18 protein-coding genes, 1 tRNA gene and 1 rRNA gene are annotated in these 21,125 nt (G+C 46.3%); 15 read left to right on the top strand and 5 right to left on the bottom strand.

Annotated features, from left to right (window positions below; genetic code table 11):
* Nucleotides 1-13: 13 nt before the first annotated feature.
* The 9 genes from mobV (at nt 14) to rrf (ending at nt 7,262) form a co-directional block, all read left to right on the top strand.
* Entirely contained in the window at nt 14-1,375 is a 1,362-nt protein-coding gene (mobV, locus tag LDN30_RS14515) for a MobV family relaxase (protein ID WP_223928275.1), read from the top strand.
* A 463-nt stretch (nt 1,376-1,838) separates the two neighbouring features.
* Nucleotides 1,839-2,279: an ISAon1 family transposase N-terminal region protein gene (locus LDN30_RS14520; protein WP_223925203.1), complete on the top strand. Its 441-nt coding sequence runs from the start codon at nt 1,839-1,841 to the stop codon at nt 2,277-2,279.
* Complete coding sequence (locus tag LDN30_RS14525; protein WP_223925205.1) at nt 2,257-3,309, top strand: transposase; 1,053 nt, start codon at nt 2,257-2,259, stop codon at nt 3,307-3,309. The genes LDN30_RS14520 and LDN30_RS14525 overlap by 23 nt, the downstream gene beginning before the upstream one ends.
* Before the next feature lie 69 nt (nt 3,310-3,378).
* Nucleotides 3,379-3,750, top strand: a complete 372-nt coding sequence (locus LDN30_RS14530) for a hypothetical protein (protein WP_223928276.1) — start codon at nt 3,379-3,381, stop codon at nt 3,748-3,750.
* 210 nt (nt 3,751-3,960) lie between these two features.
* On the top strand, nt 3,961-4,245 hold the full coding sequence (locus LDN30_RS14535) for a hypothetical protein (protein WP_223925384.1): 285 nt from the start codon (nt 3,961-3,963) through the stop codon (nt 4,243-4,245).
* A gap of 29 nt (nt 4,246-4,274) precedes the next feature.
* Nucleotides 4,275-5,477, top strand: coding sequence for a hypothetical protein (locus LDN30_RS14540; RefSeq protein WP_223925382.1), 1,203 nt, complete (start codon nt 4,275-4,277; stop codon nt 5,475-5,477).
* A gap of 222 nt (nt 5,478-5,699) precedes the next feature.
* Nucleotides 5,700-6,014: a hypothetical protein gene (locus LDN30_RS14545; RefSeq protein WP_223928277.1), complete on the top strand. Its 315-nt coding sequence runs from the start codon at nt 5,700-5,702 to the stop codon at nt 6,012-6,014.
* Nucleotides 6,004-7,137, top strand: coding sequence for a retropepsin-like aspartic protease (locus LDN30_RS14550; protein WP_223928278.1), 1,134 nt, complete (start codon nt 6,004-6,006; stop codon nt 7,135-7,137). Before LDN30_RS14545 ends, LDN30_RS14550 begins: the two co-directional genes overlap by 11 nt.
* Nucleotides 7,138-7,149: 12 nt before the next feature.
* A 5S ribosomal RNA gene (gene rrf, locus LDN30_RS14555) occupies nt 7,150-7,262 on the top strand.
* 285 nt (nt 7,263-7,547) lie between these two features.
* Here the strand turns inward: rrf and LDN30_RS14560 are convergent.
* The gene (locus LDN30_RS14560; RefSeq protein ID WP_223928279.1) at nt 7,548-8,693 is read right to left on the bottom strand and encodes a hypothetical protein; all 1,146 of its coding nucleotides are present in this window, start codon (nt 8,691-8,693) and stop codon (nt 7,548-7,550) included.
* Between the two features lie 4 nt (nt 8,694-8,697).
* The gene (locus LDN30_RS14565; RefSeq protein ID WP_223928280.1) at nt 8,698-9,510 is read right to left on the bottom strand and encodes a KilA-N domain-containing protein; all 813 of its coding nucleotides are present in this window, start codon (nt 9,508-9,510) and stop codon (nt 8,698-8,700) included.
* 481 nt (nt 9,511-9,991) lie between these two features.
* Between LDN30_RS14565 and LDN30_RS14570 the strand changes: the two genes are divergently transcribed.
* Complete coding sequence (locus tag LDN30_RS14570) at nt 9,992-10,723, top strand: sulfite exporter TauE/SafE family protein (protein ID WP_223928281.1); 732 nt, start codon at nt 9,992-9,994, stop codon at nt 10,721-10,723.
* A 1,224-nt stretch (nt 10,724-11,947) separates the two neighbouring features.
* Here LDN30_RS14570 and LDN30_RS14575 read toward each other — a convergent pair.
* Nucleotides 11,948-12,262, bottom strand: coding sequence for a hypothetical protein (locus LDN30_RS14575; protein WP_223928282.1), 315 nt, complete (start codon nt 12,260-12,262; stop codon nt 11,948-11,950).
* A 392-nt stretch (nt 12,263-12,654) separates the two neighbouring features.
* Here LDN30_RS14575 and LDN30_RS14580 point away from each other — a divergent pair, with 392 nt between their 5' ends.
* A complete protein-coding gene (locus LDN30_RS14580) occupies nt 12,655-13,299 on the top strand; it encodes a hypothetical protein (protein WP_223928283.1) in 645 nt (214 codons plus the stop codon).
* Between the two features lie 867 nt (nt 13,300-14,166).
* Here LDN30_RS14580 and LDN30_RS14585 read toward each other — a convergent pair.
* On the bottom strand, nt 14,167-15,084 hold the full coding sequence (locus tag LDN30_RS14585) for a hypothetical protein (protein WP_223928284.1): 918 nt from the start codon (nt 15,082-15,084) through the stop codon (nt 14,167-14,169).
* A 35-nt stretch (nt 15,085-15,119) separates the two neighbouring features.
* Nucleotides 15,120-16,607 (bottom strand): proline--tRNA ligase, encoded by a 1,488-nt coding sequence (gene proS / locus LDN30_RS14590; protein ID WP_223928285.1) that lies wholly within the window; start codon nt 16,605-16,607, stop codon nt 15,120-15,122.
* A gap of 128 nt (nt 16,608-16,735) precedes the next feature.
* Between proS and LDN30_RS14595 the strand changes: the two genes are divergently transcribed.
* The 4 genes from LDN30_RS14595 (at nt 16,736) to LDN30_RS14610 (ending at nt 21,005) form a co-directional block, all read left to right on the top strand.
* Entirely contained in the window at nt 16,736-17,425 is a 690-nt protein-coding gene (locus tag LDN30_RS14595; RefSeq protein ID WP_223928286.1) for a YiaD family glycine zipper/OmpA-like lipoprotein, read from the top strand.
* Between the two features lie 209 nt (nt 17,426-17,634).
* On the top strand, nt 17,635-18,312 hold the full coding sequence (mtgA, locus tag LDN30_RS14600) for a monofunctional biosynthetic peptidoglycan transglycosylase (protein ID WP_223930041.1): 678 nt from the start codon (nt 17,635-17,637) through the stop codon (nt 18,310-18,312).
* Nucleotides 18,313-18,431: 119 nt separating this feature from the next.
* Nucleotides 18,432-20,786, top strand: coding sequence for an ATP-dependent helicase (locus LDN30_RS14605; protein WP_223930043.1), 2,355 nt, complete (start codon nt 18,432-18,434; stop codon nt 20,784-20,786).
* A 145-nt stretch (nt 20,787-20,931) separates the two neighbouring features.
* Nucleotides 20,932-21,005: transfer RNA gene (locus LDN30_RS14610), tRNA-Arg, on the top strand.
* Nucleotides 21,006-21,125: the final 120 nt, after the last annotated feature.

The raw sequence follows: 21,125 nt of genomic DNA on the forward strand, positions 1-21,125 counted from the left end.
AAAAGTATAGCCAATGGGATACGCAGTATTACACTTAGAGAAAGCAAAGGGCGTAGACAGCGGAATGTCGGCACACATCGAGCGCACCATCCAACCGAAGAATGCCAACCCGAAACGGACGCACCTAAACCGAGAACTTATCCAGTTCCCCGAAGGAGTCCGTAACAGGACGGAAGCCATACAGCACCGCCTCAATACGGCAGGGCTTACACGCAAGATAGGCAAGAACCAGGTACAGGCTATCCGCATCGTACTGACTGGCACCCATGCCGACATGGAGCAGATAGAGAAGAGCGGCAGACTTGACGAGTGGTGTCAAGATAACGTTGACTGGCTCTGCAAGACCTACGGAAAAGGCAATGTTGTGTCGGTAGTGCTTCACATGGACGAGGAAACACCTCATCTTCATGCCACCATCGTCCCCATCGTCATGGGAGAACGTAAGAAGCAGAAGAAGGAGCAGACCTTCAAAAAGAGATATGGGACGAAAGCCCCTGCACCTCGCTTGTGTGCCGATGAAGTCATGAGTCGAGTCAATCTGATACGCTATCAGGACACATACGCTGAACAGATGGCGGCATACGGACTGCAACGAGGCATCAAAGGCTCGGAAGCCCAGCATATTTCCACCCATGACTATTACCGCAGCCTGATTGCACAGGGTGAGGACTTACAGGCGAACATCACTCAGTTGTTAGCAAAGGCGGACGAGGCACAGCGTACCATAGACGAGGCTAAACAGGCAAAGAAGGTAATCGACGAAGCAGCCCAAGCCAAACAGGAACTTGCCCATATTAAGGCAGAGGCAAAGAAGGAGGAACTGAAGAACTCTGCCACCAAGACAGCCACCGCAGCACTCAACGGAATCAATTCTCTTCTTGGTGGTAACAAGGTGAACCGACTGGAAAAAGAAAACAAGGAACTACGAAATGAGGTGGAGGACTTGAACGGGCAGATAGAGAGGCTACACGCTGATATGCAGAAGATGAAGGACAACCACACAAGGGAAATGAACAGAGCCAACGAGCAGCACCAGCAGGAAGTCACGAGCCTAAAACGCATTCTTGATAAGGCATACCAGTGGTTTCCGAGTTTCAAGCGGATCCTCAACATGGAGCGTGAGTGTCTGCAATATGGCTTCAGTGAAGAACAGACGGGCAAACTTCTACACGGTCACACTATCAACTATAGTGGTTGGCTTCACTCCAATGAGTACAGACGGAATGCCCTTGCAAATAATGTTTCGGCACAAGTGATAAGAGATGAGAAGCGCAATCTGTTCCTGCATATCAATCAGATGTCTATCGCGCAATGGTTCTGGGAGCAGTTTGGGTTATCTGAAAAAGAGAGGCAAAAGAAGGGAATTAGGCATTAAGCCTATCCCTTTTTAGTCAATATTAGCGAAAATGACGCACCAAATAAACGATTTTTCTTTAATCAGACTCTATTTTCGCAGAAAATTTGTATTTTTGCATCGTGTTTCGTATGAGACACTACATTTTGATTGCTCATTCCTCTGTCGAACTTCCACACGCAAGGTAAAGGGCAACAATCAATACACTGATGAAGTGTGCGCTATATGCGCAGACTTCCCCATAAGTGTATTGAGGCTGTGGAAGGCCTGACAGAGGTATGGACGAGGTCTGCGCTTTCCTCTTAAAAAGAAGTAGGTGCTGGTTTTCGTTTAAAGAAAATAGTATTAACTTCTAAATATTGAGTGTATGAAAAGGAAAATTTTTGGCGCAGGGGGATTTTTCCGTGGATGTCCCTGCACTCGCCTAACTAAAATATAGTGAAACAGCGTTGCTGATGTCGGGAAACTATGTTACCTTTGCAGCATGGCAAAGAAACTATCGACATTCGACTACTCAACATTAGTCCGTTACATGCTGCCCGATGGCATCCTTGATTACTTCGAGATCACTAAGATCGACGAAGAAGTTACTAACGAGAAGGACGAAACAGGCACCGTCATCCGTATTCTTCACATCTACCTTGACGAGCGCGACCTGCGTGACAAGGTCTGGCATGACCTTCAGCCCAACGGTTTCACGGAGCCTCGCTTGTTCAATGACTTCCCACAACGCGAGCATAAAGTTCTGCTGCATGTCCGTCGCCGTCGTTGGTTGGACGGAGACGGTCACAACGTCGTCCTTGAAACCCTGCCTCTTGTGGCAGAGGGAACCTGCTACTCTGTAGAGTTTGCGGATTTCTTAAAAAAAATGGTTGGATGCCTTCCCAGTGACGGCCCAATGCGTGGGGCGCTTCTTCCGGACTGACGGGAAGTACCTCGGGCGTGCCTACAAGGAGCATCTGAGTGGCTTTACGGACTGGGACCAGAAGGAGCATGCCGGTGAGTGGGTGCTTCAAGAGAAGAACATGGGCGAGCGACTGTGCATAGACGAGACGATGCTTCACCATGACCTGATCACGTTCCTCTCCAACAGGGACGGACACTGCAAGAAGGGAACACTCATAGCTGCAGTCAAGGGCACGACCGTTGCTGACGTGACGAAGCATTTTGACGAGATACAAGAAGAGAGCCGAAATAAAGTCAAGGAGGTGTCGATGGACTTCTCCGACAGCATGATGGGCATTGTCAAGAAGTCCTTCCCACAGGCAGAGATAGTTATAGACCATTTCCATGTCATCCAGCTTTATACGACCAGGGGACTTGATGCGATGCGCATGAAGCTCAAGCGCACCAACACGACCGAGGTCAAGAGAGAGGAGCGGGAGTTCAGAAAGCAGCAAGAGAAGCGGGCCAAGGCAAGGGACAGGTACGCCGAGACCCATGAGGTCAAGAAGAGCAAGAACGGCAAACGCCTCGGCAGGCCGCGCAAGCGGAAGAATGAAAAGTTTGAGCCGAAGAAACTCAGCAATGGAGAGACCAAAGCCGACTTGCTGACGCACGTAAGATACCCGCTGACGAAAAACCACAATGACTGGACTGACTTCCAGAAGGAGGAAATGCGCCTGCTCTTTGAGATTGAGCCAAAGATGAAGGCTGCATACGGTCTGCTCTGCGCCCTGCGCAACATCTTCAGCAAGAAAAAGGACAGGAAGAGTGCAAAGAAAGCGCTCCATAAGTGGTACAAGAATGTCGGAAGAACCCGCATTCGGGAAATCATATCAGTACGTGACACCATCAAGGCCAAAGAGGAGTATGTGCTAAACTTCTTCAACAACAGGTCAACGAATGCGCCAGCCGAGTCGCTCAACTCAAAGATTAAGGGACTGCGTGCTCAGGTGCATGGGGTCAGTGACCTTCCCTTCTTCATGTTCCGCTGTTTCACGATATTTGGTTAGGCGAGTGCAGGGGGCATCCACGGAAAAATCCCCCTGCGCCAAATTTTTATTGCTTTGGCTCTTTTGAGCATGACAACTTCTTTGGTATCTTGCTATACTTACGAAACTGTTACAAAGTACAGGTACGAATCTGCACAGGATGATTATAATAGGAGGTATAGAGGATATACAAGGTCTCAAATAATAAACGAATTAGGAGCTCCAGACAGAGTTGTCCCTATAGATGGTTCTTCTGTCATATTGATTTATGAGAAATACACTTCTAGCATCAGTCGTCCAATAGACCCTTTAGGGTTAGGAATTGGAAGTTATACTGAAACAAGGAACAGAATATTTGAGGAATACTATATTGACAGCAGTTCTAAATGCTATAATGTAAGAACGAACAAAATCAAAGAGATTCCATATCAAGAGACTATAAAGAAGAGCGTTTTTGATTAATAAATAACGGAGCAATGAAAAAGATTCTATTTACATAGGCTGTCAAAAATTTAGTCAGTTTTTATACTCATAATTGCTTTTGATTTACAAGGATTTATTCTTAACTTATATAAACATATTCCATAGTATATATTAACTTTAATAATTTGCATAAGTCATTGAATATTAGTACCTTTACATAGAAAATATAACAATGTAAAGTAAAATATTATGACAAAAGAAAGTGCAAAAATAAAGAGACTGGAAGCATTACTCGCTAAGAAGAACGAGAAGGAAAAGGCAGCATCGGCTAAGATTAAAAAATTAGAAGCTTCAATTATGGCTAAAGACAAGAGTAGTAAAAAATGGAAAGACAAGTACAAGGAGTTGAAGAAGGAGAGCAAGGCCAAGGATACAGAGCTCAAAAAAAAACGTCGTTTGAGTCTGAACACGACGGAGGAATTGTTCGACTTGCTTTCACGCCAGTTAAAGGACACTCATTCTGGGCGGAAGTGATAGCTTTGGCCGTGTGCATGTACATCCGCATGGGATGCGGATTTCGTTCAATCGTCAACGGATTGGAGTTATTCAATGACTTTCTCGGCGGTGCCCTCGGTGTAATACCATCACACCAGACAATTGAGAATTGGCTGCTCAAGGCTGGTATCGTAGAGTATCTTGACTCATGTAATAAGTTCAGAGGGACGGAATACTCTATCATTATAGACGAGAGTATCACCGTCGGAAGTCAGAAGTTGCTGGTTATTCTCGCAGCTCCAGCACAGCACGAGGGCAAGACATTGAAGCATGGGGATGTCGAGGTGCTGGCAATGGCTGTATCGTCATCATGGAAAGCCGGAGACGTAGAAAGGGAGATAATAAAACTGAAGGACAAAATCGGAAAGACTCCAAAATATATTGTCAGCGACAACGGGCATAATCTCAGGAAGGGAGCAGAGTTAGCTGATGTCCCGCGCCATCGAGACATCAGTCACACGATTGGTCTTATTCTTGAGGACGAATACAAGGAAAGAACTGATTTCAAGGAATTTATGGATATAATGAACAAGAAGAGATTGTCATATCAGCTTACCGCTAACGCATATCTGCTCCCGCCAAAGTTACGGACCATATCGAGGTTCATGAATATGTCAAAGTGGGTGGAATGGGCTTGGGCCATACTCCAAGTCTATGACGATCTTGGCGAAAGCCAGAAGGCTGCCTATACGTTTGTGCTTGACTATAAGGAGCTAGTTACAGAGCTCTACCATGTAATGGAAACAGTTGACGTTGTATTCACGAAAGTAAAGAAAGAAGGTCTTTCGCATACCTCTGCAAAGTACTGCAAGGATTACATCTGGATCAATCTGTTGCGGAAGGACGAAATAGCAGAAGGATGCAAAAGAGTCGGTCGTGCCATAAGGCGTTACATAAATGAAGAGTGCGCCCTTCTTAAATCAAAGGACGAATGCCACAACATCACGTCGGATATCATAGAATCAACTTTCGGCGTTTATAAAAGCATACAGCCGAAAAACAAACACTGTGGGATAACGCCCATAGTTCTGGCCTTGCCTCTGTACGGAAAAGTTACGGACAGCAAAAAGAGAAGAAAGATTGACTTCAAGGAGAAAATGGAATGCGTGAGAATGGCTGATATAAAGGATTGGAAAGAAATGACTCTGCTTGACAATTGGCAAGTAAGGAGAATGTTGGACCTCAAAAGTAAGAAACGAAAAACGGCTTAAATTTTTGACAGCCTACTATTTACACTTCTCGTTTCCTTACTGTCTGTTGGAACCTACTCGCAGTCAGTGGCCGATCTCGAACGTGACCCAAGTTTCAAGGGAATAACTATTGGTGCGCCCATCAGCAAGTATAGCGACATCTTGTCATTCAGCCATACTTCTAAAGGCAAGAACGTATATCGCGTAAGAGAAAGTCGGTATCTTTCCATTTTTAACAACAGAATGGATGATATGATTGTTGTTGAGAGCAATGGTAAAGTCTATGCCATCCAGCTGACTAAGACATATCCAGCTGACGCAAGTGGTGCATGTGTGTTTAATGCCAATGAATTGCTATCATGGTATTCAAGTCTGAGGGCGAAGTATGGAAACAACAGTTTCAGCTTGGATGATATGTCAGGAACCCCGTCGGTGTGCGGTATGAGATGGAAAGCTAATTCAGTAGTATTGGATATAGTCTATTTGTTCTACGGAACATTTGGAGATGAAAAGCCCAAGCTCCAATACTATCTATATCAAAGAGAAGATGATTACTAAAAGATTCTCACTTACTCTACTTGTTGCGTTAATATGTACATTCTGTTTCGGGCAAAAGGTAATTTTGCTTACGAAACAGAATGGCGTTTATACAATTCCATGCTCAATCAATGGTGTCAAGCGTTCTCTTGTCTTCGATACAGGAGCCTCAACGGTTACAATATCTATGCAACTGGCAGAACTGCTCTATCGCCAAGGAAAGTTATCCGATTCAGATATAAAAGGATACGGTAGGAGCCAAACAGCAAGCGGCCATATTGTCGACAACATGGCTATCGTTCTAAAGGACATTGAGATTTCTGGGTTACACCTAAAGAACGTTGATGCAGTAGTTATCGAGGGGCAGAATGTACCACTACTGTTAGGCTTATCAGCCATACAGAAACTTGGCAAAGTTACTTTGCAAGGAAACAGACTGATAATAGATAGTTCCATATTACCCAATTCCCAGTTGGCAGGAATCAGAAGCCAAATAGAATCCCATATTGAAAACGGGGAATATAACGCTGCCATAGCTTCATTGAAAAGAATCGAAAGCCAGGATGCTATGGAAGAAAGGGATGTGTTCAATTTGGCACTGTGCTATTGCTATTCAAAGGAATACAACAAAGCCCTCATGTATTGTCAGCAGTGGATGGGAACTTACAAGGAAACTACCCCCTCACATGAGCCAGACGTTTGCTATTTTATGGGAATATCCTATATGGGGCTTAAAAGTCATTATGATGCAGACACATGGTTTGCGAAAGCAATTCGTTTGATAAGCATTGACGCTGTGGAGCGAACAAGTCGAGAAGATGCTAACACATTGTCTTACTATTACAATCAGAAAGCAGTCAATTATTTAGAAGGTAATGCATACGAGAATAGCGTAGAAGCATTTGATATAGCAACCCAATATCGTATGAGGTATTTAGGAGTAAACGCCGAAGACCTTTGTGCAGGGAGAATAAAAGATGAACGCATTGGGATATGGCTGTATTCTATAAGCAAGATGCAGGCTGTGTATTTTCATAATGACGCAAAATCTGAACGGTATGCTATTCTTGCTGCTTTATGCGGAAACCAAGAGGCTATCGCATTCTGCGAGCATTTCAAACTTGATTACAGTCCGAGACTATAGCGCAAATAAAATATTGGTGGTTATTGTGGCGGTGTCACACCTCTTCCCATTCCGAACAGAGAAGTTAAGCCCGCTTACGCCGATGGTACTGCAATGAAATGTGGGAGAGTAGGAAGCCGCCAATAAGATGATGGCTACTCAATATAAGAGTGGTTTAGACTATAAATTTAAATCAAAACATCTTATGAAGAAGTTTATTAAAGCTTTGGAGTAGGCCATTGAGTTCGGGATGTCAATGGTTGCTGTATATATGGCATACGTAGCAGTAATATCTGCTACAAATCCTGGGCTCTTTGGTCTGTTTTGCCTTGTTTTCGCTATATACGAAGCAGGCAAGTAGATTAAAAAGCTGGATAACTTGTTATCCTGAACAATGCCCGAAAGGGAGGGTGGGTTGGTGGGGATTTTATTTATTTGTTAGAGATGGTACGATTTTTGTAAAAGGTTCCGATACTTCCATCCTCATTTACTTGAATAGTGTAGTAGTCACCTAAAAGATAATAACTATCTTTTCCATATTTTCCATATCTTTGAGTTGGATGGTCTGATTTATATACTTGATAGTCGGTATTTATACCATGGAGGACACGCGAAATAACAGCCTCTATATCTTTTTCATACAATTGAAACTTGTCTTTGTGAGCATATTGACTACCAATTTGTAAATCTTCAACATGACGCAAATAGATATGTAAGAAACCTTCTAAGTTAAGATACAAAGGAAACTTGCCATAAGTATTATATCTTTTCTCATGGAATCTACGAACGGCGTTAATTAAGAAATCTGCTTTGTCTGGTTCAGACTCTTTAAGTTTCTTTATGCTGCTACCAATTTCTTGCAGTCTTTCGTCCAAGATAGCCATACGCTTTGTATAACGATTCTGGCATATCCTCATTAGCTCAATTATCTCCTCTTTTGAAATGTTTAGTGTTACGCATTTATATCCCAAATACTCATAAGCGATATCTTCATTCATTTTACCATTCGCATCATAGATAACAGCGTTTTCTTCTTCTGTCAGTTTGGTTGGCTCTAAGATTAGTTTATATGCCAAATAGTTATCCTGTTCTTCTGGGCACAAGCCGATACCTTTCTCTTTATACGTTTTGAGAGCACCATACATCCACAATATATCATTTTCATAACAGGAAGGCTTGGATTCTATCGTTAATGTGTCAATATGTCGTTTCTCTTTACTCCCATATGTATTTCTTGGCTCTGTATATGGTAGCCACTCAATATCTGTAATGTCATTGGAATTAACGCCAACCTTCTCAAGTTCTTTTATTTTGGTATCAGGCAAATCATAAAGGAGGTACTTAGCTTTTACATATCCGTGCCTTCCTACAATACCTTTTTTGATGTTATCCTCTAGTTCCTCACGTTCTTGTTGGGTATAAAGGAATACTATTGTCAATGTGTTGCCGTATAACTTTTCAGACTGGGAATTAGGACGGAAAGTGATAGTTGAAGTGTAATCATTCCTCCCTACTAAATCATAAATCTTTTCAAGTGTATAGTTGCCGAAATATGCCTTCTCATTTCCTGTACTCATCTTACTATTTCAATAGTCCCCTATTATTATTTCCTTCTAACACTTGCATTTGCTGAATAGCAATCTGATTGAGTTTCACAAGCCTTTCGCCCTGTGGAATACCTTCATTGATGAGCACGGCATTGATATTCTCCATATTCGACAGGCATATCAATTCATTGATGGTGGCATAGTCACGGATATTGCCTTTCAAATCGGGATTAGCTTCGCGCCATTGTTTGGCTGTCATTCCAAACATAGCCACATTTAGCACATCGGCCTCTTCTGCATAGATGATACTGGCTTGAGCAGCGGTTATTTCTTCAGGTATAAGATGGCTCTTGATAGCATCAGTATGAATATGGTAGTTTATCTTGGATAGTTCTCTTTTTGCAGTCCACCCAAGTTGCTTCTGCTCTTCCTCTTTCAGCCTTTGGAACTCATCAATCAAGTAAAGTTTGAAAGTTACACTAATGGCAGTGCCAAATTCAAAAGCAATATCCTTAAAAGCGTATGTACCTCCATAACGCCCTTTTTTAACAATGATACCGATGGCATTGGTTTTCTCAATCCACTCGCTTACACTCATAACGAAACTTGGCAAACCTGCCTGCATTCTAAAGTGGTCAAATTCGACCACTTTAAAATTGGGATTGTGTATCATCTCCCAAGTACCAAGAAACTCAATGGTGTATCTTGTGCGAATCCAATTCTTGATGATGTCGGCAGCACGACTTTCGCTTTGCTTGCCATTAGCCATGTCTGTAAGTGATATGTAGTCTTTGTCATTTTGCGACAAGACTGTTATCTCTGTATTCTGAACTATTATCTTTGCCATAGGATAATCTCTATTATAGAATATGTGTGCAAAGGTAACACAAAATCATGAGACTAAAGAAAGAAGAGTGAAAAATCCCTCAAAAGTTTTGTAATCTCCTATATTCTGTGTACCTTTGTCCCCGACAATGAGCCATTAAACAGGCTGGTGGTTCAGAGTCGGGAGTTCTTTGACTAGCAAAGCGTGCATAGCACGATTACATTGACAAGCAAATCAAAGCAGAATGCGGAATTGAGAACGGTCTCTTATTCGTAACCTGATTTTTCCTCAATCCCTCAAACTGCCTTTATTTACAAAAGGTTTGCGATTTTATCCAATTTTACAAAATAATTTTGCCGAATCCAAACTTTCATAGGGTAGAAAGGGGTATAGAAAGAGGGGTAGAAAGGGGTATAGATAATAACAGGGTAAGAGTCAGGTGAATACAGAAAATCTTTGTACCTTTGCACCGACAGAAATCATTGTTAAGGCACCAATATAAATGACTCTATTCGCTTCCATCTTCGTGCTCTGCATCATTGCCAGCTTCATCCAGCGCACAACGGGTTTCGGTTTCGGTATCTTCATCATGACGATGCTACCGTTCCTCATGCCGTCGTATGCCGAAGCCACCACGCTGACGGGCTTGTTGGCCATGAGCAACTCCATATACATTGCCATACGCATGCGCCGCTATGTCCACTGGCAGAGCGTCGTGCCAATCCTCTGCGCCTTCGTAGTTGTATCGACGGCATCAATCTTCTGCCTGCACAAAATCGATGATGTCGTACTGAGGCATATCCTCGGTGTCGTACTCATATTTTTCAGTCTTTACTTCTGTTTCTTCAACAAGCGGATACGGCTGCGGCCGACACTGCCAACACAGATAGGCACCGGCGTGCTCAGCGGACTCATGGGCGGTTTCTTCAATATGCAGGGACCTCCCGCCGTACTCTATTTCATCTCCACGACCAACGACAAGAATCGCTATATGGCCATGGCGCAAATCTATATGCTCAGCGGCAACATCATTATGGCCCTCGTCCGCACCTACAATGGCTTCATGACACCTACCGTCGGCATCGACTATCTCTATGGCATCGGCGGTGTGGCCATCGGCACAACTCTCGGCGGACGGCTGTTCGACCATCTCTCCAACGGCATCTTCAAGTATATCGTCTACACCTACATCGGAATCAGCGGCATAGTGATTCTCCTTACAGCAGGAAGATAGCCGTAGGCAAAACCCGACTTCGTGCGTTCATCAAACGCGAAAATTCTTTACATCAATCCCAAACCTATCGTTTGGCGTTCCGAAACGGTCCATTTCGCATCGCAAAACGGACCGTTTGAGGCTGCGAAATGGGCCATATCGCAAGTCCAAATGATACCTTTTATTAATCAGTTGTTATTCAACGGGTTACACAGACAAGGCAAAAGCTTTCGTCGTTTGAATTATATTTACATATTGTCAGAGAGAAGCTATGCCGTCGCCGTGGCTTGGCATCGTGCCAACGAATCAAGCAAAACCGGCAAAACCACTGATACTAAGACACTTGCAGCACTCTGCCACCATAGGGGCGGGGTTTATCCCCGTCCTACCAACAGCGGACGAGATGCAAAACATATATTACACAGCTGCGAGGAAAAACATTCAATATGTGTGAAATCCCAAATAGACACAATGCAGCTGCGAGGACGGGGATAAACATTCAATATGTGTGGAATCCCAAATATACACCCCGCAGCTGCGAGGACGGGGATAAACCGAGGCTGCTGAAAAAGTACCCTAAAAACAGAGGGGTATAGCAAAAATCTTTCAATTTGTAACTTTTAGCTGACTGCGATGCGAAAAGAAGTCGTATTTTCTTTAATTTACCCCTTTTTATGGGGTCAAAGACAAATGCTTGCTTACAGTTTTTGTTAACAAATGTATTTCCAGCAGCTTCGGATAAACCCCACCCCTACGGAGGATGTGTGCAACACATTGATAACCAATATGTTGTTAACGCGATCCACTTGCAGAGGCGGCCTTTATGGCCGTCCGGTCGGTCGTAAGACCGAATCTTGATTTTTTTTGTTTTCGGACGGCCCCTAACCCTGCCTATCCGCACCATGCAACCTCACAATGCAGTTCAATGGCGGCAGGGTGGCACGCCAATCCAATAGATGTTGGGCGTGTCCACATCATATTGCAACGAAAGAATTATACATAGCCGCTACCAGCCCCGACGGGGCTGAATCGTCAATAACCCCGGACTAAGCGAGTGATAACGAGCGCAGTCCGGGGATCAAAGATGCGACAGCCATACATTCTGTGCCTCGAAGACGCACAATAGCACGGAGTGCGCACACGTTTCTGCGCGTTCCGCTATTCAACCTCTCCGAGGCTGGTCGTGGATTTCTCGCGTCTTCATTCTACCCCAGACTGCGGTCGCTGCGCTCCCTTAGTCTGGGGTTATTGAGAATTAAGCCCCGTCGGGGCTTTGCGTTGACTGAGTAAAAAATCGGGCGTCAGCTGTTTTTCCGGTTTTTTGCCGTGATGCAAGCCTGAGGAACGAAGGCTGTTTCTTCCCGTTGCCGACTTGCCGAAGCTTGCTTCGGAGCAAGTCGGCAACGGGAAGAAACATAGGGCCAGCCCTTGCATCACGGCAAGGTTTTTTCCGGTTTTTGTCGAAAAAGATGCCATTTCCTGGCTTTGAGTTCTTTGAGGCTTTGCAAGAGAAAAATTTCCTAACTTCATCACATCTTTGGTTGGATGAAGTGTCATCATTGATTATCAATTAGTTATAAGCTTATTTCAGCAATTGATGGTGACGCAATTACGAATTATGGAATGATATCCATCCTTAACAGCCCCGCAGACAGTCAATGTCTTTGTCCCGGCTCATATTGCTTTGCCATCTCCAGATGATAAAGGAAGCGAAAATCATGTACAGGCTTACGCTCCATGAGGAGCTCACCCCTTTCGGGGTCGAAGCCTGTACATGACTATTTTCCAATAAACTTATTCTCGATTCAGGGTGACACATTGACGAAGTCAGGAGGACTTCTTTACAATGCCATTGATAGGTTGGCAAATATTTTTATTTCACTACTTCGCAATTTCAAATAAAATCATTAAATTTGCAGCGTAATACTCAACTACCAATAAAATAACTTGACATGAATACTAAACGATTTACTTCTACATTAGTGATGTTGTTAATAGCATGTGCTTGTTTTGCTTTAGGCAAGGACAGTGCCAATGCCATTACGATGGAATCTTATGAACAGAGTTGGGTAGACTCGGAAGGGACCCTCGCTATCAAAAACAACACCAATGAGGTCGTTCATAATGTAACCTTTCAGATTACATACTTAAACATGGCAGGGAAGCCCCTTGACTATGAGACATTTACCAAGGAGACAGATATAGACCCGGGTATGACCAAGCAAATTGACATACCCGCTTACGAATACGACAGGTCATACTCTTATTATAAATCTCAAGACAGCCAGATATCGCCACATAAGTTCAAAATAAAATTTAAACTTAAAGGCTATAATCAAGAGTCTCAGAGCGATTCAGCAACTACATTACCGAGTAGTAATAGCTCTTCGCTATCTGCTATTCTCGCAATCGCAGCCGGCTTATTTGCACTCGGATTCTGGATCGGCTTATATGTTTTGGTCGCATATATGGCAAGAGTTCGAAACCGCAGTCAAGTCATGTGGCTTTTAGTTGCCTTATTTACCACACCAGCCTTAGCCATCATCATCCTCCTATGTATCGGCAAATCGCATGATGATTCAGTGGAAATAGACTAAAACATCAAAGGAAGGGGCAGAATCTTCAAAATTGTCTGGATCTACCCCTCTTTCTACCTCCCTTTCTACCCTGCTAAAATTTGGATTCGGGATAAATATTTTGTAACTTTGCAGCGAAAAATAAGAATCAACCTAAACAGCGATTCATTAGGACACTTGTCTTCGTCAATGCGTCACCCAAAAATTATAGAGCACGGCTGATGCGATTGATATTCATAAGTACGAGGGAGGGGATAGGAATTCTCTTCCGACAAAAAACAAAATAAAACTCCATTGACAACGTGATCCCTTTTCAGGAGCCGATATGCGGGATTAAAACCGTCAGAAAAAAAATGGAGAGATTCGGTCGTAAGACCGAATTTCTGTCGCGTTAGCCGGTTTTGAAGGTTTTCCTTTGCGTCAGCACCAAGATCCGACGGAGGAGGATCTGCCATTAGGGCTTTGGGGGCGGTGAGAGGCCCAGCCTCTCACAAGCCCTCAAAGCCCTAATGGCAAAGGGCGAAAGCCCTTGGCGCTGACAACAGGGTTTTATTGGTTTTGGTCTTAATTTATGATTGTTTCTTTAACCGTTGATTATCCGTAGAATGGATTCTTCGTTGAATGAGGGGGACCATCGCTTGAAACTGTCAATGCGTCACTCGAAATCATCATAGACAAATCATAATATGCTGACAATCAGAAAGAGATGTGATTTTTATTAAATAGTGATGAAATCAGCAAATAACGAGCAAGTGATAACGACCACCACCGTCAACGGGGTTACCAACAAGTAAGCCCAGCCACGGATGATGGTGACTGGGCTTATATATATAATAATGTATAGCGTCGTGGTGATGCCGAACTAAGCATCAGCCGCACCGATATGCTCTACTGCGCAAGCGACGTAGCGGCGTTGACCTTAATGGTGGCGCCAACGGCCTTGATGGTAGCCTTTGTGTTGGCCGACGACTGCCAGCCGCCATTGCCAAAGTTCGACACATCATTCATGTCGATGGTGCATGATGTCATGCCCATAGCCTTTAGCTGCCCCCAAATCTGCTCCAACTGAGTATCGTCGACCTCCTGTCCTGCTTGCGACATCTGCTTTTTCAGAATAGCCTTCAGGTCGTCGTCGGTCATATTGCTCACTGCTGTACGCGTGATGGTGGTAGTGCCGTTGGCCGAACTGACATCGTATGAGCTCTTAACCTTAAAGAAATCATAAATGGTCTCGTCGGCATTCTTGACATTGGCCAGATCCCTGCCGTTGAGCGAGAACACTGTGAAATTCTTGAAGAAGTTGAGGACGAACTCCGGAGTCAGCTGACTGTTGGCGGCCATGAGAAGCTTTGCCTTTGGCATCTGCGACTCCAATCCGGGCCTATCAGCATACATCTTGTTGATGCCCTCAACCACTGTCGATGAAATAGCGGCTATGAATGCATCCTCGTTGGCAAGCCCGGTGATGGCACCTTTCTTGTCGAGCTTGAGTTTAGCGGGGGTACTCTTCAGAGTCTCAAAGAACTGTCCGCCAACCATGCTTAAGAGATCGGCGTTGCCGGTAGTCGAATAATCGTCAGTTTTCAGCTCAACGATATAGCCGTCGGCTCCAGCCTCATCGACGGCGTAGGTTGTAGCCGCGGTGAGTCCGCACTTTTGCTCGCCCTGCATCGGTATGCCCATGGAGAGACTGACGTTCGTTTTGTACATCCGGACATCACCTTTGTGATAGTCCACCTTCACCGACTGAGCGCCGACAGTCATTACCATGACCAACAGCACAAGCGTTAATAGTGTTCTCTTCATAAAATTTCAGTTAGATAATTATTATTTTAAGTTTATCAATAAGCTCTTGCTATGATGACCTTGTACTTCGCCGGCTTTCCGCTGACCATATCGGTGCCGGTGACATTGGTCTGGTCGACATCCAAAGGAATGCAACGGATGGTAGCCTGCGTGTCCTCCTTGATCTTCGCCTCGGTCTCGGCAGTGCCGTCCCACGGACAGAGGAAGAAGCCACCGTCGTTGATGCGCTTCTTGAATTCATCGTAGTTGTCGCACTCGTAGGTGTGCTCCTCGCGGAATTTGCGGGCTTTCTCGAAGACATTCTTCTGTATGTCGTCGAGGAGATTCTCCACGCGCGCTGCAATACCATCGAACGGAACTGACTCCTTCTCAAGAGTGTCGCGGCGCATAACCTCTACGGTACCGGCCTCAAGGTCGCGGGCTCCGATGACAAGACGCACTGGAACACCCTTCAGCTCGTAGTCGGCAAACTTGAATCCAGGGCGCTTGGTATCGTCATCGTCGTACTTCACGCTGATGCCCTTGGCCTTCAGTTCCTCAATGACAGGTTTAACCTTCTCGGTGATGGCATCGAGCTGCTCGGCTTTCTTATATATAGGTACGATAACGACCTGCAGCGGAGCCAGACGCGGAGGAAGGACGAGACCGTTGTCGTCGGAGTGGGTCATGATGAGAGCACCCATCAGTCGTGTGGATACGCCCCACGAGGTAGCCCATACGTACTCCGGCTTGTTCTCCTTATTGAGGAACGTGACATCAAAGCTCTTGGCGAAGTTCTGACCAAGGAAGTGGCTTGTGCCGCTCTGGAGGGCCTTACCATCCTGCATCATGGCCTCAATAGTGTAGGTGTTCAGTGCTCCGGCGAAGCGCTCAGTAGGACTCTTCACACCTCTGATAACCGGAACGGCAAGCCAGTTCTCGACGAAATCGGCATACACATGCAGCATCTTCTTTGCCATTTCCTCAGCCTCCTGAGCAGTGGCATGAGCGGTGTGGCCCTCCTGCCAGAGGAATTCTGATGTGCGCAGGAACGGACGTGTGCGCATCTCCCATCGCATGACGTTGCACCACTGATTGCAGAGCAGCGGCAGGTCGCGGTAAGAGTGGATCCAGTTCTTATAGGTGTGCCATATCATTGTTTCCGACGTAGGACGGATGATGAGTTCCTCGTCGAGTTTAGCCTCGGGGTCGACGATGATGTCCTTGCCGTCGTCGCTGGTCTTCAGACGGTAATGGGTGACAACGGCACTCTCCTTGGCGAATCCCTTTACGTGCTCGGCCTCACGGGCAAAGAAGCTCTTCGGGATGAGCAGAGGGAAATAAGCGTTCTTGACTCCCAGACGCTTGAAGTCGGCATCGAGAACCGACTGCATCTTCTCCCATATCGCATAGCCGTAAGGCTTAATAATCATACATCCGCGCACAGGGGCTGTCTCCGCCAAGTCGGCTTTCATCACCAGGTCGTTGTACCACTGAGAGTAGTTCTCAGCTCTCTTAGTAAGCTGTTTTAGTTCTTTTGCCATTATTTATTCTACTTTATTATTTAATTATACTGCAAAAGTACAAAATAATGTTGGTAAAAGTATTGCGATTGACTTTTTTATTTTATCTTTGCACAAAAATAGATTGACATAACAAAAAATTAATTACTATGAAACATCTAAAGACGATAACAGCAGGCATGTGTCTGTTAGCACTCACAAGCTGCGCCACAAAGCAGGGAACCTTTAGTGCCGGAGGTGCCGGTGTAGGTGCCGTCGTCGGTGGCATCATCGGCAATATCATCGGTAAGGACTCGAAAGCTACGGCCATTGGTGCCGCCATCGGTGCTGCCGTGGGCTCAGGCACTGGTGCCATCATCGGTCACCACATGGACAAGGTGGCTCAGGAAACAGCCGCTCAGGTGCAGAACGCTAAGGTTGAGGAGGTTACCGATGCCAACGGCCTGAAGATGGTCAAGGTGTCGTTCAACTCGGGAATCCTCTTCGGACTGAACTCTTCGTCGCTGAGCGCAACATCGAAGACCGACCTTGCCAACTTTGCCAACGTTCTGAAGAAAAACTCAGATTGCAGCATCAACGTCTATGGCCACACCGACAAGACCGGTACCGATGCCATCAACAATCCGCTGTCGCTGAAGCGAGCTCAGTCCGTCGTCGACTTCCTCAAGCAGCATGGTGTCAGCAACGGACAGTTCAAGACCGTTGAGGGCAAGGGCAGCACTGATCCTGTTGCCGGTCACGAGAACACAATCAACGATGAGGCCAACCGCCGCGTCGAGATTTACATCTATGCTTCTGAGGCAATGATCAACCAGGCCAAGAAGCAGGCTGGAGAATAAGACACAGCGTTCCAACGCTCGCCCCATGCCGTCCACACCGGCTCCACAGCCGCATAAGCGACAATGAGGTGACAATAGGAACACAACAATGAGCCGAAGCTTAATGGCTCCGGTTCTGGCTCAAAATAAGGTATCGGAGTTAAAAGACCCCGATACCGGCACACAACCAGGTACCGGAGCATAAACGTTCCGGTACCATCAGCCAAGGTATGAAGAAATTTCTGAAGATAGTAAAGTGGACGTTTGTCCTCCTCTTCGCATCATCGATATTGGCGGTGATAGCCTATAGGTTCATTCCTGTCGTGGCCACACCGCTGATGTTCATCCGCTGTTTCGAGCAGATTTCCGACGGCGAGAGCGTCAAGCTCCACCACTCATGGGTATCGCTCGACGACATGCCCGCGTCAATGCCCGTGGCCGTGATGTCGAGTGAGGACCAGAACTTCCTAAAGCATCATGGTTTCGACTACGGCGCCATAGAGCGCGCAGCCAAAGAGAATGTCCGTGGCCGGCGCATACGTGGCGGTAGCACCATATCGCAGCAGACAGCTAAGAACGTCTTTCTATGGCCAGGACGGTCGTGGGTGAGAAAGGGGTTCGAGGCTTATTTCACGTTCCTCATTGAACTCTTCTGGAGCAAACAGCGCATCATGGAAGTCTATCTCAACTCCATCGAGATGGGCGACGGAATTTATGGTGTCGAGGCCGTAGCCGAACAGCACTTCAACTGTACGGCGAGCGAGCTCACACGGGCCGATTGTGCCCTGATAGCCGCGACACTGCCAAATCCGCGCCATTTCAGCTCGAAGAACCCTGGCCCCTACATGCGCAAACGGCAACGCTGGATACTGCATCAGATGACATACATGCCGGCATTTCCACGATAAACCTCCGGCTATACAGCCGCAGCAAGGCGGTCAGCAATGGCTGAAACACGGTCAAAGCCTACAAACCAGCGCCCTACAGTCCCTACATTTGTATCGCATAAACACATTTGACTCTAAACATGAGAGATCTCCTTAACGAATTGAACAACAGTCAGCGAGCCGCGGTAGAATACTGTGACGGCGCACAACTGGTCATTGCCGGCGCAGGGTCGGGAAAGACGCGTGTACTAACATACAAGATTGCATACCTGCTCCAGAGGGGTATGAAACCGTGGTCGGTACTTGCCCTGACCTTCACTAACAAGGCAGCACGGGAGATGAAGGAACGAATAGGGGGTATCGTCGGCACTGATGTGGCACGACAGCTGAACATGGGAACCTTCCACTCCATCTTCTCACGAATACTGCGCATAGAGTCGGCCAGCATAGGCTATAACGCCAACTACACCATCTACGACGAGACCGACAGCCGCACACTGATAAAGAATATTATCAAAGGCATGGGTCTCGACGACAAGAAATACAAGCCGGCGACTGTCCATAACCTTATCTCCATGGCCAAGAACCACCTTATCACCGCCGACGACTACGCCAACGACGCGGCGGCTATAGAGCGCGATCAGGAGGCTCGTATGCCGGCAGTAGCATCGATATACAGGTCGTACGAGGCACATCTGCGACAGTCGAACGCTATGGACTTCGACGACCTGCTCCTCAATACCTATGTTCTCTTCCGCGACCACGAAGATATCAGACAGAAATACGCTCAGCACTACAGCTATATTCTCGTCGACGAGTATCAGGACACAAACATCGCCCAGCAGGCCATAATATCGCAGCTGTCGACACAGTACAACCGCGTGTGCGTCGTCGGCGACGATTATCAGAGCATATATTCTTTCCGCGGGGCGAATATCGACAACATCCTCGACTTCCAGAAGAAATTTCCCGGTGCCAAACTCTTCAAACTCGAACGCAACTACCGCAGCACTCAGCGCATCGTTGAGGCCGCCAACTCGCTGATGAAACACAACCAGCGGCAGATAAAGAAAGATGTGTACAGCGATGAGGCCGAGGGCGACAAAATAGTCTACCGGCCAGCCTACAGCGACAAAGAGGAAGCAGCTATCGTAGCCAAAGAGATAAGGAAAATAAAGAAAGCCGAGAACGGACAGTACAGCGACTTCGCCATTCTCTACCGGACCAACGCCCAGAGCCGATCCTTCGAGGAGGAATTCCGAAAAGACGGCATACCTTACAAAATCTACGGCGGACTGTCGTTCTACCAGCGCAAGGAGATAAAGGACATCATCGCCTATCTGCGTGTTGTGGCCAATCCCGACGACGACCAGGCCCTGCTGCGAATAATCAATTACCCGGCACGTGGCATCGGCAATACAACAATACAGAAAATCACGGTGGCCGCCGAAAACGGAGAAACATCGATGTGGCAGGTCATCCGACGCCCTGGATTCTACGGTCTCAACGTCAACAAAGGGACGCTGACAAAACTCGACGGCTTTGCCACACTGATAGAAGGATTCCTTGCAAAAACTAAAAATACCGACATTTACGCTCTCGGTAAGGACATCGTAAAGATTAGCGGCATATCGGCCGACCTCTATTCGTCGCGCGACGCAGAGCATATATCCCGGCAGGAAAACCTCGAGGAACTGCTCTCGGGCATGCAGGCCTTCGTTGACCAGAACCGCGAAGAGGGCAGGGAAGACGAGATATTCATCAGCGACTACCTGGCCGACGTGTCACTGCTCACCGACCAGGACAGCGACGACGACAACGACACCGTGACAATGATGACCATCCATGCGGCCAAGGGATTGGAATTTCCGACCGTCTTCGTCGTCGGGCTCGAGGAGAACATCTTCCCGAGTCCCATGGCTATCAACTCAAGCAGCGGACTGGAGGAGGAGCGACGCCTTCTCTACGTAGCCATCACGCGTGCTGAGCGCCACTGCATCCTCACCAACGCGCAGAACAGATTCCGCTACGGCACCATGCAGTTTGACGTGCCGAGCCGTTTTATCGCTGATATCGACAAAAATCTGATAAACTGCCAGGACGGAACCGACAACGATACGACAACCGACAAAGGCATTGCAGGCTACGGAGGCCGCATGCCATGGGACCGCAAGAGGCGCTCGTGGGAGACAGGACCGCGTCTCGACAACCGATACCAGAACTCGCAGCCCGTAGCCGACAGATTCATGGCCGACCCGAAACTGAAGGTCACACACCCACGAAAACCGGAGAAACCAGTGCAGACATTCTATAAGGTAGAGACAAAATCGGGCGAACTGAAAGTAGGGAGTATCATCGAGCACGAGCGTTTCGGCGTGGGAACGATAACTCAACTCGAAGGAAAAGGCGAAAACACGAAAGCTACTGTCGACTTCAGAAACTTAGGAAGGAAGCAACTCCTGCTGAAATTCGCAAGATTTAAGATTATCGGCTAAATAGCCGTTACACTCTGACAATCAGCAGGAAAGACGACATGAAGGAACAACATGAAGAATTTTTTTCAAAATTTCTTCGAAAAATATTTGGTGGTTTCAAAAAAAGGCAGTACCTTTGCACTCGCAATTAAGAAATAACAAATATGGCTCCGTAGCTCAACTGAATAGAGCATCTGACTACGGATCAGAAGGTTCCGGGTTTGAATCCCAGCGGAGTCACTAAAGTAAATATCTTACATGGTAAGAAAAGAGAAGAGTCTGATGAAAATCTGACTCTTTTTTTTTGTTTGATTATTCGATAACTACACTATTTATAGGCCATTGTAGCCTTTTTGATTA

This window comes from Prevotella lacticifex (genome assembly GCF_019973375.1).
GTDB classification, from domain to species: domain Bacteria; phylum Bacteroidota; class Bacteroidia; order Bacteroidales; family Bacteroidaceae; genus Prevotella; species Prevotella lacticifex.